This is a genomic window from Pseudomonas sp. SM4, assembly GCF_051913165.1.
Taxonomy (GTDB): Bacteria; Pseudomonadota; Gammaproteobacteria; order Pseudomonadales; family Pseudomonadaceae; genus Aquipseudomonas.
On sequence record NZ_JBODOE010000009.1, the window covers coordinates 1 to 15235 of the forward strand.

11 protein-coding genes are annotated in these 15235 nt (G+C 53.6%); 1 reads left to right on the forward strand and 10 read right to left on the reverse strand.

Features of this window, described 5'->3' with window-relative positions; all coding sequences use genetic code 11:
* A partial coding sequence (locus ACQ4MY_RS17520) for a hypothetical protein (protein ID WP_440095961.1) occupies positions 1 to 395 on the reverse strand: 395 nt, incomplete at its 3' end.
* A gap of 315 nt (positions 396 to 710) precedes the next feature.
* Here ACQ4MY_RS17520 and ACQ4MY_RS17525 point away from each other — a divergent pair.
* The gene (locus ACQ4MY_RS17525; RefSeq protein ID WP_440095962.1) at positions 711 to 1097 is read left to right on the forward strand and encodes a DUF6124 family protein; all 387 of its coding nucleotides are present in this window, start codon (positions 711 to 713) and stop codon (positions 1095 to 1097) included.
* A 79-nt stretch (positions 1098 to 1176) separates the two neighbouring features.
* On the opposite strand, the gene ACQ4MY_RS17530 is transcribed toward ACQ4MY_RS17525, so the two are convergent.
* The 9 genes from ACQ4MY_RS17530 to tssM form a co-directional block, all read right to left on the reverse strand.
* Positions 1177 to 2271, reverse strand: a complete 1095-nt coding sequence (locus ACQ4MY_RS17530; RefSeq protein ID WP_440095963.1) for a tetratricopeptide repeat protein — start codon at positions 2269 to 2271, stop codon at positions 1177 to 1179.
* 30 nt (positions 2272 to 2301) lie between these two features.
* Entirely contained in the window at positions 2302 to 2724 is a 423-nt protein-coding gene (locus ACQ4MY_RS17535) for a hypothetical protein (RefSeq protein ID WP_440095964.1), read from the reverse strand.
* Between the two features lie 54 nt (positions 2725 to 2778).
* Positions 2779 to 3636, reverse strand: a complete 858-nt coding sequence (locus tag ACQ4MY_RS17540) for a tetratricopeptide repeat protein (protein ID WP_440095965.1) — start codon at positions 3634 to 3636, stop codon at positions 2779 to 2781.
* Positions 3637 to 4121: 485 nt separating this feature from the next.
* Positions 4122 to 5045, reverse strand: coding sequence for a tetratricopeptide repeat protein (locus ACQ4MY_RS17545; protein WP_440095966.1), 924 nt, complete (start codon positions 5043 to 5045; stop codon positions 4122 to 4124).
* Positions 5045 to 7828: a glycoside hydrolase family 19 protein gene (locus tag ACQ4MY_RS17550; RefSeq protein WP_440095967.1), complete on the reverse strand. Its 2784-nt coding sequence runs from the start codon at positions 7826 to 7828 to the stop codon at positions 5045 to 5047. Before ACQ4MY_RS17550 ends, ACQ4MY_RS17545 begins: the two co-directional genes overlap by 1 nt.
* Positions 7829 to 7879: 51 nt before the next feature.
* A complete protein-coding gene (locus tag ACQ4MY_RS17555) occupies positions 7880 to 9934 on the reverse strand; it encodes a type VI secretion system Vgr family protein (protein WP_440095968.1) in 2055 nt (684 codons plus the stop codon).
* 28 nt (positions 9935 to 9962) lie between these two features.
* The gene (locus tag ACQ4MY_RS17560) at positions 9963 to 10964 is read right to left on the reverse strand and encodes a serine/threonine-protein kinase (protein WP_440095969.1); all 1002 of its coding nucleotides are present in this window, start codon (positions 10962 to 10964) and stop codon (positions 9963 to 9965) included.
* A complete protein-coding gene (locus ACQ4MY_RS17565) occupies positions 10961 to 11689 on the reverse strand; it encodes a PP2C family protein-serine/threonine phosphatase (protein ID WP_440095971.1) in 729 nt (242 codons plus the stop codon). The genes ACQ4MY_RS17560 and ACQ4MY_RS17565 overlap by 4 nt, the downstream gene beginning before the upstream one ends.
* Complete coding sequence (gene tssM, locus ACQ4MY_RS17570; RefSeq protein WP_008078707.1) at positions 11689 to 15228, reverse strand: type VI secretion system membrane subunit TssM; 3540 nt, start codon at positions 15226 to 15228, stop codon at positions 11689 to 11691. Before tssM ends, ACQ4MY_RS17565 begins: the two co-directional genes overlap by 1 nt.
* Positions 15229 to 15235: the final 7 nt, after the last annotated feature.

A 15235-nucleotide genomic window follows, 5' to 3' on the forward strand; every position in this document is an offset into this window, starting at 1 on the left:
GTTGTTTGGTCATCTGACACCTCGATCTGGCGAGCATTCTCGCCTAAATGGGTGTCCGGTTTCATTAGACCACTACAACAACCCTTACGAGCAGCCTTACCTCCGGATCTTTGGAAAAATCCGCCTGAAGCACGGTCGCAATCATCGTGCCCTCCGCTTGGGCGAGGGACGATAGTAAGGACAGTATAAAAACGACGCCGAATCTGAAAATTTTCATTCCCTGGTTTCCTTGGAAAAACAATAAAAGCCTGAAATTCATCCGATCTGAATTTGACCCACTCAACCTTCAGAATCAGACGTAGATGCCCTGCTGTAAGACCCATCCACGTTCTGGCGTAGGCACCTAAACAGAACTCACGATCCTCTGCTAACCGGATGTCATGTTCGTCGGACATTTCCCGCAGGACGCCAAGCCATCCATGAACTATCCACCCCTTGCATTCACCGCTAACCTTGATTTGTCACCGCAAAAAACGATGACACGGACGTGCAAGTCCGGGTAAAAGACGACGCGCAACGTCATTGGTCGCTGATCGGGCATTTCCCTGCTCGCGCAACCGACTGTATGGCGGCTGTGCGCGGGAGATCCTTCTTTCGAGAATGATCTGCCGGGTCCGTCTGCCCGGTCTTGCACACCTGCGCACAGCTGCCACCTTATTTGCGTGCAAGCGAACGGTAGTGGCTCCTCACATACAGACGGAGATACACCCATGTTCAAAGTGACGCCCAACCCGCCAGACAACACCGGCACCCCAACCGAAGAACCCCTCGACACCGAAATGCTCGACAGAGAAGCCGCCGACCGCGCCTTCGCCCACTACTTTCCGCCTACCGTCGACAAACTGTTCAAACGCCGCAAAAGCGGACTCTTCACTATCTCAACAGGCATTGACCCGGAAGCCCTACTGGCCAACGCCTCCGAAGACATGCTGTCCATCAGCGCCATCGCCGCCAAATTAGCGGACGACGTAGAAGGCTCTAACCGCTCCGTAGCACTGGCCCTTAGCCGAATTGCCGATGGCGCGCAGCTCATGGTGGAGCGTGCGCTGGATCACCTGGAAGAATTAATCGCGGCGAGGCAGGAAGCTAAGACCTAAGTGGAACGGATAGGGGGGATAAGCACTTCCCCCTTTCCCAATCAGCAATAATCGAATAAACCAAAGGCAGTGAAAAATTCTACTTAATACGCTCCCCCACTCTTTTGGGGATTTTTGCGAACTTTCCTGATTGCTGCATCAGCAGGCTGTATTTTTTGTAGTTTTCAGCCGAAAGTTCTTTGAGCCCTAATCCCCAGTAAGCATCTGCCAGATTCAAATAGGCGACTGTCCTATCCGGATTCTCCGATACAACTACTTTCAATAACTCAATCGCTTCCTGATAGTACCCGGCTTCAGCAAATAAGAATCCAACATCGTTGGACCACCCCACCATACCGGGGTAGTAATACTTCTCCACCACATAAGAGTCCGGAGCACAGCTATCACTTGAACCGCCATCAACCAACATATTCCCCATTAATTCTTTTAGCTTTGCTTTATCGCCAATTTTAAAAGCTGCCAACGCCTTTTCAAAATTTGAAGTCACGGAAACCGAAAAAAGCTTTTCACTACCTATTTTTTTAGCCAGGAAATCCGAGCGGAGTTTTTTTAAGTACTCAAACGCTTTCGCACCATCGAACTCTTCAAATGGAATAGACATTAAGTCATTTGAAGGCAGCGCATAAACGCTCAATATCGACCTGTCACACTCACTATTGCTGCTTACAAGTAGAACTTTACTCACCACAATTTTTTTGACTGACGCGTCATACTGGAACTGCACATTAAAGACAGACTCAGTATTACCGTCCTCCCTTGTAGTCAAATTAATTATATCGCCTGCCCTAGAGGATGCATATTTATAAAGTAAATCCTCGCCCTGCCCCCCCGAAACACTTACTATTTTTTCTTGACCGCTTAGCACAGCCACAGCAAACCCATCATAACTTGCCGGAGAATATTCATTTCTTATATCGGGTAGCGCAAAGGATGCTTTGCTTATTACGGATTGCTTACCATCTTTATCTGCCACAATACTCAACGACTTTCCAACAACGCCTTCTTCTTTAAAAATCAACAGCTTTTGCCCGACAAAATCCGGTATTAATTTTATATGAAATTCCTTTACAACCTCCGAAGCCGAATCTGTAGATTGAGACGCCCATACCATAGAGTTCGCAAATACAAAAAATAGAATATTAAGAAATCTGATTTTTTGACATAGACTGCTCACTGCCCAATCTCCCGATATATGAAGGTAAAATTATTTCCAACCACACCCGCCATCTTCGGAAGCGTCGACTGTTGGATCAAACCTAAACGAGTACTCCTTACCATTCGTTTTTCTATATTCCATTGAAACTATTATTCCACCCTGACTAACCATTTCATACTTACCGGTTATTTTACCGTCTAACACTTCGGACCATGTCCGCGTCAACTGCACCGCTGCTTGAGGATCCAACACTTCACGTTCAATATTACTCAACACCAGTGATATCGGCTGCTTTGATTGTTTACATTTAACAAACCCTCCGTGCCAATCAGTAGGATCATCAGAATAAGTTCGTAGTTCGTATTTTATTTTTCCATCAGGTACAGACACGAAACAGAGCGACTCTGATTTAATCTCACAATAGGCATGAACTGGAAAACAGAATAACAATACCGCTAGAAATTTTTTCATTTATATAGCTCACTGAAATCAAATCCGCCTCACCCTGCTTGGTCCACAACCAAACTAATTCAACCGCTCACCAACCCTTTCAGGTACCTTACTTACCATGTCTTTTCTCTTCATTGCCTCGCGGTACTCAGCATAATACCGCCTCGCCTGGTCATGCTTTCCAAGGGCCCATAAAGAGTCAGCCACGTTAAGCTTTAGCGGCACTCTGAGTGGCGCTAAAGGCAATATTCTTTCATAAATCTGCATAGCCAAAAGATACTCACCACCTTGTGCAAAGTAGAACGCAACATCGTTATAGTCATGAATATATTGTTCAGGTGGGTAACATGCCATGTATGAAGGCATACCCATAAAAACATAATCTCTCAGTATACTAGCGTGAGACTCTTTCTCAACCAAACCAGCCATCTTAGCGAGCAATGATTTTGGCGGCACACCCGCTGAAGAAATGTCAAAAACATCCCCATTCGCCATCTTCCACTGTTCACCTTGCCACGCACCATCACACTGAAACACAGAGCCAACATTTACGGTACAGCCGGTATCCATTGAAATCAGATCACAGTATGCCTGAGAGGAAATGAAGCTATTACCCTCGTCATCTATTACTTCTCCAGCATTGGTACGCTGGATCAGCAAATACCTTTTATCCGGAGAAAGCGAATCCGCACTGGGATATGCTACAACTCCTTCCGCCGAGGTATCCATACCACTAGGAACGGCATATATCTTAAAAGACGCACCTGCACCGCTATACTCTATGTCGCGCCAGCCACCATATTTTTCATTGAAGCTCCGGGCCTTGAGCGAGGTACCGCCCACCCCGCGAATTTCAATGTTTTCTATGTCCGCATTCGCAGTATGTATGGATACAAAACATAAAATCACGAATAAAAAGTATTTGTCAGACATTCAGCAAAACTCTCCAAACAAGGATATCAAGTCAGGTCACTGCTCATAAAAAGTGATAAATGGCACAATCGATGAATTGGCACTCACCGTCGCCCCGTAAATCTTCATGATTGATTCAGCATTTAAATAAAAAGAAAGATGGGGAACAACAAATAAGGGCAGGGATATATTTAAATGAAACATATAAATCCAACCCCTTTTCATGAAGCAAAGTGAATCGCCGACCAATGCACTCTGGGCTATTAGCGGGCGAAGACTGGACACCCAAAAAAAATCTTCTTTAATGTTTATTTCTTATGAAAGTCGACTTCACGGAGGAAATATATATAGGTAAATTCGCCAACCCACACTTAAGCACCCTCGAATAAATAAGTATCTAGGATACGATAATATTTAAACAGGACAAACACATCATCCTTTTCACTCTTAATTATGACGTAAGAATGGCTTACCCCCCAATTCCACCGAACTTTACACCTCTAATATTATCTGCAATTAAACTTAGATTTTACCGATGCCGGTATACGCGATGACTTTCCCTGCTCATTCATTTTATTTGCGTAATCCTTATAGAGCAGGCACGCATCTTTTTTCATGCCTATATCCCAGTACGCATCTGCCAGATTTAAGACAGCAACAACCCTCTTAGGATATTTTTGATTAATGACCTTCAAGAGCATCGCTGCCAAGATAGGTTCTTTATTTCGATATAGATAATAGGCATAGTCATTGACCGCCACGACATTATCGTCACCAACAATCAAAGTTAACTCGTATATTAGATCTTTCGGAATACTGATTCGCTCCCCAGCGGCACCGGCCTTAAAGAACAGAGAACTATTTTCGCCTTCAGTCAGTTTTTTTAATATAAACTTAAAGTCATTATGTATTTCCATTATTTTATTATTTTCCGCGGCATTTTTGACAACCGGACCATTGCCAGAAAATTGAGAAAATGTTACACAGCAATCAATGCGCCGCACGTCAAATCGCTGAGGAAACTTAGCCTCACTTGGGACTTCCTCGCCACCGATGGAGTATTTCTCATCCCTGAAAGGCTCCTCCCACTGTGACATTTTGTATAGCACCCAATCGTTAACACTCAAATTCCACCTGAAATCGTACTTTGTTATTAAAGTGTTGTGTATTTGATAATCAATGAGCAGCGAAAAATCACCTGGTATGTATCCGCTGGAAAGACCACCGTTACCAAGTTCAAAGGAACCAGTTCTTTTTTCATCCGTGCCGCCAATGCTTATTGTTATATTCGAAAAATCGAGATCATCAACAGGTAGTGATACGGAGTAGCTATCACATATCCCGTCGGCATTCAGATCGACTTCACAGTTAGGCTCTGCTTGCGCGGCACTGGTTACGAACAAAAAAATCAAAACAAATAAAAATTTCATCAAAGGGTTCCTCCAAGCGCAATTATTCGGGCTTCAGCATGCTGCTTCGCAACAGACGCAGTTCTACCTGGGGCATAATATTTCTTTGTTGTATTGCCGCTCACTGAAGAATTTGTGTTGTACAACTCAATAAAGCGCTTATATCCTATTATCGCTTGGGCAGGGTCTGATGCTTTGCCGGAAGTCCCTCCTGCGGGATCGCTCCAAAGCCCCCAAGCAAATGAAAACTTAGCATCTTTGTATGCTTTACTTTCAGCCAATTCATAAGCACCTGACCTATTCAGCTTAGCGCAGCCCTGTATATTTAACGTCTTCAGTGCGAGATTCAAGAACTGCAGTCGATCGTCATAGCCATTGAACCCACCATTTACTTTCGCTGTGCAGTAAATAAAGTCATCTATATCAGAGCTTGAAGTCAGGCCTTTATAGTTAGCCCAAAACCATCCAACCGAAACAACACTATGTGGCAATTGCGCCATCTTGTGGTAATTGGGCGCCCCAAGGAAATTTTCATTTATAAAAAGCCCATAAGCTTTATAGTTTTCCTCATAGGTAATCTGAATGAGCCCGCGACCGATATATGGCGCATAAGCCGGAGTACCATTAACGCCTTCAACCGTAAGTCGAAGACTGCCACTTTCGTGCAACATTTGAGCAAGAACATGCGCTTTACTAATACAAGTGACAATACCTGCCGTTGCATACATTTCAGTAAGCAAATCTGTATATTTATTAATATTAGCCTGTGTTGCTAATGGTGCGATCAGCTTCATTTGCTCTTTCGTAATAGTTTCAGAACAATTACACCCAGCGCTGTGTACGAAAGATGAAATGAGACCAACGGGATTAATATGCTGCACACGGGACTCGTTAGTAATTCCGTGCTGCCCAATTAGTTTTTCCCACCAACTGAGGCGTTCAATTCGCGCCTTCTCCTCTACCCACGCTTTGTGAGGGTCAGAATCGCTATGGCCGATAATTTCATCCAACGCATCCCATTTTTCTTTTTTGTACTCCCATTCATTCTCATAACGCGTCACCATCTGCGATATAGGCTGAGAGAACCATGGTTTGCCCAACGCCTCAGCAATTTCAGACGGCGCGATTTTCTTATCTCCATTCCTATCGAGAATTTTGTACAACGTCTCATTAACAGAACCAGCTAGGGCGGTCTCTACATTAGGCAGATACGACTCTCGCTCTTGTTCATCAAGACTCTCTTGAGCATGCAGAAAAGCTGCTAAGTGATCGACATTGCTTGTAGTTTCGTTAATAAAGGTAAATCCATTCCACTCAAACGGAGAGTGCCTCGAGAGCACTGTATCGGGTTCGGCAAACCATCCATCAATTCCATTACCATTTTTGTCACCTAACAAACCATCCAGGCGCCACCAATAGGTAGTGGAAGTCGATGTACCCATCACTACAGACTCTTTGATTTTCTTCTCCGCGGGTAATGCTTCAAGGAGTCCAACAGGAATATAGAAGTCATACCCCACTTTATTACCTGGGTCTGCTGCCTTAGGAGGTGTTGCGGAGTTCATGTGTGGCGCATGAGTAACTAACCACGTATCTGCTGGTATCTTTACTAATGACTTTTCAGCAGCGGGCAGGCCGATAGCCTTCTCTTTACTTTTATTAGTAAAAGCTTCCACGTCCTCACAGCTGAAAACTTCGAGGTGTAATAAATTCTTCGGCGCGGAATCTGCATGGGTCTGATATTTGCCAACATGCCCCAACACCTCACCGGCCTTAACTTTGAAGGACTCAGCAAGTGGAATTACCTGCCCAATAGGAGCATGGGGCTCGTTCTTGGCCTCCAAATCTTCAAGCCAGACAAATCCAGGCAATTTACCGTCATCACCTACGTTGAGAGCTGGAATAGGCTGACCGCTTATGATCTCCGCTAGCTTACGGTACTGTCTTGCGGCTTGTTCGTCGCTAATCCTGATCTGTGTACCCGCCGGTAAAAACGCGATAGGTTGCCCACTGCGGGTCACATCGCGAACGTTGGCGCCGCTCTTCTGGTCTGGAGGAGCGTCTTGTGCTTCCTCCCCTACCAAGTAGCTCTCCCCCCCCAGATGTTTCATTTGCCCTTTAAATACCCATCCAGTGTTGACAGCCAAGCTGGGGAACTCAGGCGTCACGCTTACTACCGCAAGCCAGCTTTGGTTGGACGGTGCGGGTTTGGTAAGAACCTTAGTGCCACGGGGTAGTACGGCCAATATAGGTGTTTGAGACGAATTGCCTTCACGAACCCTTAGCCCCAATGATTTGGTTTGAAGATTTTCCTTTACTTGATAGAGGCCTTTCCCCCAAAAACCCGGTGGCTTAAGTGAAGGATTCGCTTTATAGGTTTCCCAATCAAGCAGGTGCATATAGAGACTGAAGAACGTCAGGCTCGGCCCAAGCGCAGCAGCCGCACCGGTAGCAGGAGCCGGCGTAGAAGGTGCAGGAAGCTCAAGTCGATGCTTCACCAACACAAACCCCGTCGAATAAACCGAGTGCGTCGAGCCAAAATCAGATGTCGGGTACTTTTCGTCGATACGGTACGCGACGACCTCTCCATCAGCGATGCACCTGACCTCTGTCAGATCGTTGACCAATCCCGAAGCCTCATCGAAATGAACACCACCATGCCAAAGACCGTTGGCCCCCAACGGGTAGTAACCATCTTTGGCTTTGGCTAACGCCTTATAGAATTGCTGCGGATCGGTCGCTTCGCCGGTACCCACTTTCAGGGGATACGACCATTTTTGAATTTTGTTCGTTGTCTCTGTCATTACCAATTACCTGAATTCTGATCCCTGGTGGCATGGATTGCCGTCGATGTGTTACCCAGAAAAATTGAGCATGCGCTTTGGCTTTTGTTTGATCTTTTCCTCAGGCGAATTACCCAACGCCTGATCCATCAAACTCCCCGCCTTATCCTTATCCGCCGCCCCCGGCAGCACCGGCGGTTTAATCCCGATCCCGGTCCCATTCCCAGGCGCCCCACCGGCATTAATCTTCACCACCGGCCCAACCACCGTCACACCACCGCCATCGAGCTTGATAAAGCTCCCACCCCCAAGAATGGTCAGCTCCGTCCCCGCTTCAATAACGATCTTGTCCCCAGCCTTGAGATGAATCTCTTTCCCCGCGCTGGTCAGTTGCGCAGTGCCCAGTTTGATGTGCTGGTTCTGTCCAACTGTCAGGTGATCATCGATTCGCGTTTCAACCTTGCGGTCGGACACCGTGGTGCGGTGTTCTTCAGCCTTGAGCTCGGTGTAGGTGTTTTTCTCAACGGTGTCGTGGCGTTCGTTGCCGACCCGAATCTTCTGGTCGCGCTCAACGTTTTCATCCCAGTCGCGCTGGGCGTGGATGTAGATTTGCTCCGCGCCTTTCTTGTCTTCGATGCGCAGTTCGTTGTACCCGCCGCCACCCGGTGAGCTGAGCGTTTTGAACACACTGCGCGTCTTGTTCGCCGGCAAGGCGTAGGGCACCGGGTTTTCCTTGTGGTACAGGCAGCCGGTGACGAGGGGTTGGTCGGGGTCGCCTTCGAGGAAGGTGACGAGGACTTCCATGCCGACGCGCGGGATGCTGATGGCGCCGTAGCGGTCGCCGGCCCAGGAGCTGGAGACGCGCAGCCAGCAGCTGGTTTTGTCGTCGGCCTGGCCTTCGCGGTCCCAGTGGAATTGCACTTTGATACGGCCGTATTGGTCGCAGTGGATTTCTTCACCGGCGGGGCCGGTGACGTGGGCGGTCTGGCTGCCGAGTACGCGCGGTTTCGGGTGTTCGAGGGCCGGGCGGTAGAACACGTCCCACGGGGTGCCGAGGAAGGTGTTGCGGTAGCCCTGGTGGAAGTCGTCTTTGTTGTCGGTGGTGTCGCTGGTCACGCCTTCTTCGAGGACTTGCGGTTGTTTGCCTTCGTGGAAGATTTCGGTGAGCAGCCACAGGTCGTTCCACTCGGTGCGCGGGTGGTCGGACAGTTCCATGAAGTGGCCGCTGACCAGACGGGTCTGGTCGCCACGCCCTTCGGCCTGACGGTAGTCGGCGCGGTGGCGTTCGAGGGCGCGCTGGCTGAGGAACTTGCCGCGCGCGCGGTCGATGAAGCGGCCGGGGTAGTCGTAGTCTTCCAGATCCGGTTCGGCGCTTTGGCTATCGGGAGCGGCGTCCGGTTTGTAGGCCGCTTCCATTTGCAGACGCGGTTTTTCGAAGTCGTAGTCGCGGCGGGTGACGCGGCTGGTGCGGGTCTCCAGGCGCAGGCGGAAGCCTTTGATCACCGGCTCGTCAGCCACCATGCCGCTGCCCTGAATGTAAGCGGTCGGCTGGCCGAGTTTGGGGAACACGGTCTGGTCGTCGCCGAACACCAGCAGGTGGCCTTTAGGGGTGTGCTGGAAGTGGTAGTGGATGCCTTCCTCTTCGCACAGACGCTGGACGAAATGCAGGTCGGTTTCGTCGTACTGCACGCAGTAGTCGCGATCCGGGCACGGCTGGCTCAACTGGAAGTTGTAGGCGTTGCCTTTGATGCCGTGTTCTTCGAGGATCAGCGCGATGATTTTCGGCGCCGACATCTGCTGGTAGATGCGCTGGTTGGTGCGGTGATGCAGGTACTGCAGTTGCGGCACCAGCGACACTTTGTAGCGGGTCAGGCGCTTGCCGGCATCGCCTTGGGCGACGCGATAGATCTGCCCGTGAATGCCGGAGCCCTGCGGATCGAAGGCGAGGAAGGCCTGTTTGTGCAGGAGCTTTTCCAGGTCCAGATCCGGGTTTTCGCTGACCAGTTCGAGGTCGAAGCGAAACGGCTGGCTGATGCCTTCGGTGCCGGTGAACGACAGCACTTGCAGGTCGCCGACATAGTCTTCGACCGTCAGGCTGAAGTGGGTCTCGTTAGCTGAGTTGAACATTGTGTGTTCCCTGTTCGAATGTCATCCGTTATGCCCGAAGTCGCAGACGTTGCAGCCAGGACGAGGTGGCGCCCATGGCGTCACGCAATTGAGTGGCAGTGATGGTGCGTTCTGCCGCGTGGAAGCTCAGCGCTGTTTGCAGCGCAGGCCAGCAGTGTTTCGGCAGGTTTGCCGGAGCTTGCACCTCGCGCTCCAGGTGCTCGTCGCGGGCCTGGGTCGAGGGCAAGCGGCGGAACGGGTGTTTGCCGCCCGCCAGTTCATAGATCACACAGGCCACGCCGTAGACGTCTGCGCTGGCCGACAACGGTTGGCCTTCAAGCAGTTCGGGGGCGGCGTAGCCTGGCGTCCAGGCGTTGAAGCGCTCGCGGCTCAGGTGCGGCAGGCCGGGCAAGGTGCCCTCTTCTGCCTGGCCGAGACCGAAGTCGAACAGGCGCAAGCCGTCTTCGCTGAGCATGACGTTGCTCGGTTTCATGTCGCCGTGCAGCACGCCGCGACGGTGGGCGTAGGCCAGCGTGTCGAGCAGCGGCAGGACGATGTCACGCAGTTCTTTCCACGGCAGGCCGAGGGGCCGCTCGCAGAGCAATTTGTCCAGGGTCAGGCCACGCATGTATTCCATGGTGATGAAGGCCCGCTGGCAATCGGTGTCGACTTCAAAGGTGTGCGCGCGCACAACGTTGTCGTGGCGCAGGCGTCGGGTCAGGGCGAACTCGCTGTATAGCAAGGCACTGGCGTCCGGCGATTCGGCAAATTCTTCGCTGAGGATTTTCAGCGCGATGTAAGGGTCGGGATCGCCGAACTGTTCGTGCAGCAGATCCCTCGCCCGGTATACAGCGCCCATGCCGCCAGCCCCGAGCAGGCGCTCGAGGCGATAACGGCCGGCCAGCACGTCCGGCAACGCGCCGATGCTGGCCTTGGTCGGGGCCAGCGCGGGTTCCGCGTTATGGGCTTTGGCGAAGGCGAAGTAGGTCAGGTTGTTGGCCTGTTCTTCGCTCATCAGCACATCATCGATGGGTGATTCGATTTCACTCATTGGCGGATTACCACGGCAGTCAAATTGTCCCGAGCGGCGCCCCGCAGGGCACCGTCGAACAAACGTTCCAGCGCCACGTGCGGCGCGGTGAGGCTGAGGGCGTTGCCGAGGGCATCGCTGCTCAGGCCTTGATACAAACCATCGCTGCAGAGCAAAAACGCATCGCCCGGATAGACCTCGAGTTCGAGGACATCCAGGGTCAGTTGTTCGGCGGCGCCGACGGCTCGGGTCAACGCCTGAGCCGACGGGTGCGCTGCGGCCTGTTCGACGCTCATTTGTTGCTCGTCGATCAGTTGCTGTTGCAGCGAATGGTCTTTGGACAGTTGATACAGACGCTGGCCGCGCCACAGGTAGCAGCGGCTGTCGCCGGCCCAGATGCAGGCCGCGCGATTGCCTTCCACCAGCAGCGCCACGACGGTGCTGCCCATGATGCTGTCGTGACGGCCGGCAGTGACGGTCAACTCCTGCCCCAGGCGCCGGTTCAGCCAGTGCAGGCACTGGCGAATGGCTTTGAGGCGTTCGTCGAACTCGTCGTGTGCCGGCAGTTCAGCCAGGCTGGCGACGATCAACTGGCTGGCGACGTCGCCACCCTGATGACCGCCCATGCCGTCCGCGACCACCCACAGCCCCTGCTGCGGATGGTCGAGGAAGGCATCTTCGTTGCGCGCCCGCACCTTGCCCGGGTCGGTACGCGCCGCGCTGCGCCAGGGACTGGCCACCAGCATCAGAGCTGCACCGGCATACGGAAGGTGCGCAGCACGCCCATGTCGAACGGGTTCGGCGTGCGCTGGCTGGTCAGCAGGTAGTTGGCGCGCAGGCCGCCTACGTCAGCTTTCAGCACCAGCACGTCGCGACCGGTCAGGTACTCGGTCTGCATCAGGTCGAACAGACGGAACAGCGACCATGGGCCGGAGTTCTTCTCGATACCGATCGGGCGGCCGGCCATTTTGTCCATGACCAGGCTGGTGCGACCGTCTTCAGCCTCGGTCGGCCACTTGAACGACATTGGCAGGATCGGGCCGTGACGGTATTCCATGGTCTTGTCGCCGAACTTGAACTCGGAACGGCTGACGGCCGGGTCGAGGGTGTACGGCTCCAGTTTGAACTGCACGGTCGGTTCGGCCGGGTTGATCGAGAAGAAGCTCTGACGAATCGTCAGCGCCGCCGCCATCTGATCGAGGTAGACCTTGGACACCGGCAGGCTGTGACCGTCGATGCTGCGCATGCGGTAGTTGCCCGGATCGCCGCTGACGAACGGACGCATGTAGCTGTCGAAGAAGCGGTCAACGGTGCCTTGCGCCTTGAAGAACTCGCGGAAGTCGCTGATCGCCACGTCGCTGGTGCTGCTGGCGCTGAACGGATAACGCTTGCTGATGGTCTTGCCATACACGCTGTACAGCTCGTTCTGATAACGACCGTTGAGGTATTGGTAAGCATCGTTGAGCACCAGACGCCAGGAGTCTTCGGCCAGCACGTTGAACCACACGCTCAGTGGACGCGGCAGGCGACCGGAAGCGGTGCGCAGGTTGGTCAGCGCATCACGCTGGCCGCTCATGCGGGTTTTCGCCAGTTCGAACGCGGCTTGTTCCGGCGTGCTGGAACGGGCCAGACCGGACAGTTGCAGTTGCAGGTCGTTGAGCGCGTTGAAAGCCGGCGTCAGGTCGGCGCCCGGACCGTTGTTGTCATCGAGCAAACGATGCAGCGGTTCGAAGCGACGTTGCAGCGACTTCTTCGCGGTGTCCGGCAGGCTCTTGGCGACGTTCAGGGCCGAAGCCTTGTCCGCCACGGCAGACGCCAGTTTGCCGACTTTACCCAGTTTGCCCTTCTGCCCCGCCAGTGCATCGGCGGCATCACCGGCTTCATCGACCGGATCGGCAGCGGCCGGGAAGCGGGTGTTTTCACGCACTTCGGTGAGCAATGCGAGCACCGGCGAGTTGGCCGAAGTCAGGCCCGCCAGTTGCTCGGCGCCTTCACCGGCGTCGCTGATCGGCGGCAACGCCACCTGGCCAACGGCTTCGCTCCAGTAGTTGGCGTAGTCGCGGAAATACAGCTGCTCCAGTTCGACCATCAGGCGACGCAGGTCCATGTCGCTGATGCCCGCACCTTCGCCCAGCACCCAGTTGTCACGCAGGATGTCGGTGACCAGCGCCGAACCCTGCACCGAGAAGTACTGCTGATAACCAGTTTGCGTGTAGAAGCCCGGGATCACGTATTCGGTACCGATAAACAGCGAGCCTTGCGGGCCGAGGTGTTGGCTGAAACGGTATTCCGGCAAGTTACGCGCCTGCTCGCGGAGCATGCGATAAACCACGGTGGCCAGCGATTCGCTGCGCAATACCTGACGCGCCTGCGTGACCAACTGGTCGTTCAGCGGGTAGATAAACGGCAGCTTCAGCAGGCGTTCGAGGTGAGTGTTCAGACCGTTCTGCACCGCGGTGTTGCCGGTGTAGCGCGTCGACCAGTCAGTGGCGACCCAGTCCTTCAGCCATGCGGCGTCACGACGGTCTTTCATGTTCAGCATCAGGTACGCGCGCAGGCTGTTGAGCAGCTTTTCGCGGTCCTTCATGTTGGCGCGAATCTGCCCTTCAAGCATGGTCGCGACGCGTGGCAGCAGTTGCTTCTCAAGCTCACGCTCGTAAGCTTCTTTGACCACCGGATTAACCGTTTCACCCTGATACAGACCGCCACGCTCAAGGTAGGAGACATCACCCTTTTTCGGGAAAGCCTGGGTCGCGGCATAGCTGGTGTCGAGGGTTTTCAGCGCGCCCATCGCATCATCGCGCGGCGACAAGGCCGAGCGCTGCTGCGTCCAGTTCTGCGCGAGGTTGCGCAGGTTTTCCAGACGCTCGTAGTTGGCCGAGAAACCGCCGGCCCAGAGCATGCCGAACAACGCCAGTGCCGCCAGTGCGCCGACGTACAACGCACGTTGCCCCCAATGGATGCGGCTGCGCTCGCGCTTGTCGAGACCGGCCAGATCGGCTTCAGGGAAAATCACCCGGCTGAGCAGGTGATGAATGAACCGCGAACGGCCGCTGCGCAGGGTCGGCAACACGCCGGCACTGATGCCGAGGTTGGCGCCGATGCCGGCGGTGCTCGCATCCATTTCCTGGGTCAAGTGCGGTGCACTGGTCAGGTAGAAACCGCGCAGTTGCGTAGCACGCTGATAACGGTTGCCGGTGAACGCCATGTCGACGAACAGGCACATGCGCTCGCCGATCTGCCCCAGTTGATGCGGGAAGTCGAGGATGCGGCCACGGCGCTGCGTGTCACGCTCGGAGTGCATGCGCATGATCACTTGGCTGTTGAGGCGACGCAGCAGTTCTTCGAACTCGTTGCGCAGCACGGCCACGTCGGTGCCGACCTGATCCTTGCGGAAACTGGTACCGAGCACCTGATCGCTTTCTTCGCGGGTCAGTTGATCGAAGAACTCGTCGAAGCCCAGCAGCTTGTCAGCCTTGCTCAGCACCAGATACACCGGCACGTCGACGTGCAGTTTCTGATGCACGTCTTGCAGACGGGCACGCACCTGGCGCGCCAGGGTGTCGATGTCTTGTTCGCTGCCGCCGAGCAGGGTTTCCACCGGAATGGTCACCAGCACGCCGTTCAATGGACGGCCACGACGACGCTTGCGCAACAGTTCCAGCAAGGTGGTCCAGGCGCTGCCGTCGACTTCGGCGTCAGGCTGCGTCAGGTAACGGCCGGCGGTGTCGATCAGCACACCGTGATCGGCGAAGTACCAGTCGCAATGACGAGTGCCGAGGGTGTCGCGGGTCAGCTTGCGGTCGATCTTGTTGATCGGGAATTCCAGACCGGAAAAGTCCAGCAGGCTGGTCTTGCCCGAGGCCTGTGGGCCGATCAACAGGTACCACGGCAAGTCGCTGCGCCAGCGTTCGCTGCGGCCGCGATACAGGCTCGAGGTCTTCAGGGTTTTCAGCGCGTCCTTGAAGCGCGCCTTCAACTCTTTCTGTTCTTCGTCGATCTGCTCTTCGCGGCGGATGCGATCCTGACCGTCCTCGGATTCTTCATCGGCTTTCTTGCGGATGCCCGCGCGCCAGCTGACGAAGACCATGGTCAGGCCCCAGATCAGGAACAGCACGCTGATGGTCAACAGACGGGAGGTCGAACCTTCCCAGAACTTGTAGTCATCAACCGCCAACAACGGGCCGACGAACCACACCAGCAGCGCCACGAACAGCACCAGCAGCAGGGTCCAGACCCAGGTCTGGCGCAGGAAGGCGCCGACTTTCTTGAAAAACTTTTTCATCACACGT

Bases quoted from the DNA above. Each gene is read 5' to 3' on its own strand.
- ACQ4MY_RS17525 (WP_440095962.1), top strand. From the start codon at position 711: ATGTTCAAAGTGACGCCCAACCCGCCAGACAACACCGGCACCCCAACC.
- ACQ4MY_RS17535 (WP_440095964.1), bottom strand. From the start codon at position 2,724: ATGAAAAAATTTCTAGCGGTATTGTTATTCTGTTTTCCAGTTCATGCC.
- ACQ4MY_RS17540 (WP_440095965.1), bottom strand. From the start codon at position 3,636: ATGTCTGACAAATACTTTTTATTCGTGATTTTATGTTTTGTATCCATA.
- ACQ4MY_RS17545 (WP_440095966.1), bottom strand. From the start codon at position 5,045: ATGAAATTTTTATTTGTTTTGATTTTTTTGTTCGTAACCAGTGCCGCG.
- ACQ4MY_RS17550 (WP_440095967.1), bottom strand. From the start codon at position 7,828: ATGACAGAGACAACGAACAAAATTCAAAAATGGTCGTATCCCCTGAAA.
- ACQ4MY_RS17555 (WP_440095968.1), bottom strand. From the start codon at position 9,934: ATGTTCAACTCAGCTAACGAGACCCACTTCAGCCTGACGGTCGAAGAC.
- ACQ4MY_RS17560 (WP_440095969.1), bottom strand. From the start codon at position 10,964: ATGAGTGAAATCGAATCACCCATCGATGATGTGCTGATGAGCGAAGAA.
- ACQ4MY_RS17565 (WP_440095971.1), bottom strand. From the start codon at position 11,689: ATGCTGGTGGCCAGTCCCTGGCGCAGCGCGGCGCGTACCGACCCGGGC.
- tssM (WP_008078707.1), bottom strand. From the start codon at position 15,228: ATGAAAAAGTTTTTCAAGAAAGTCGGCGCCTTCCTGCGCCAGACCTGG.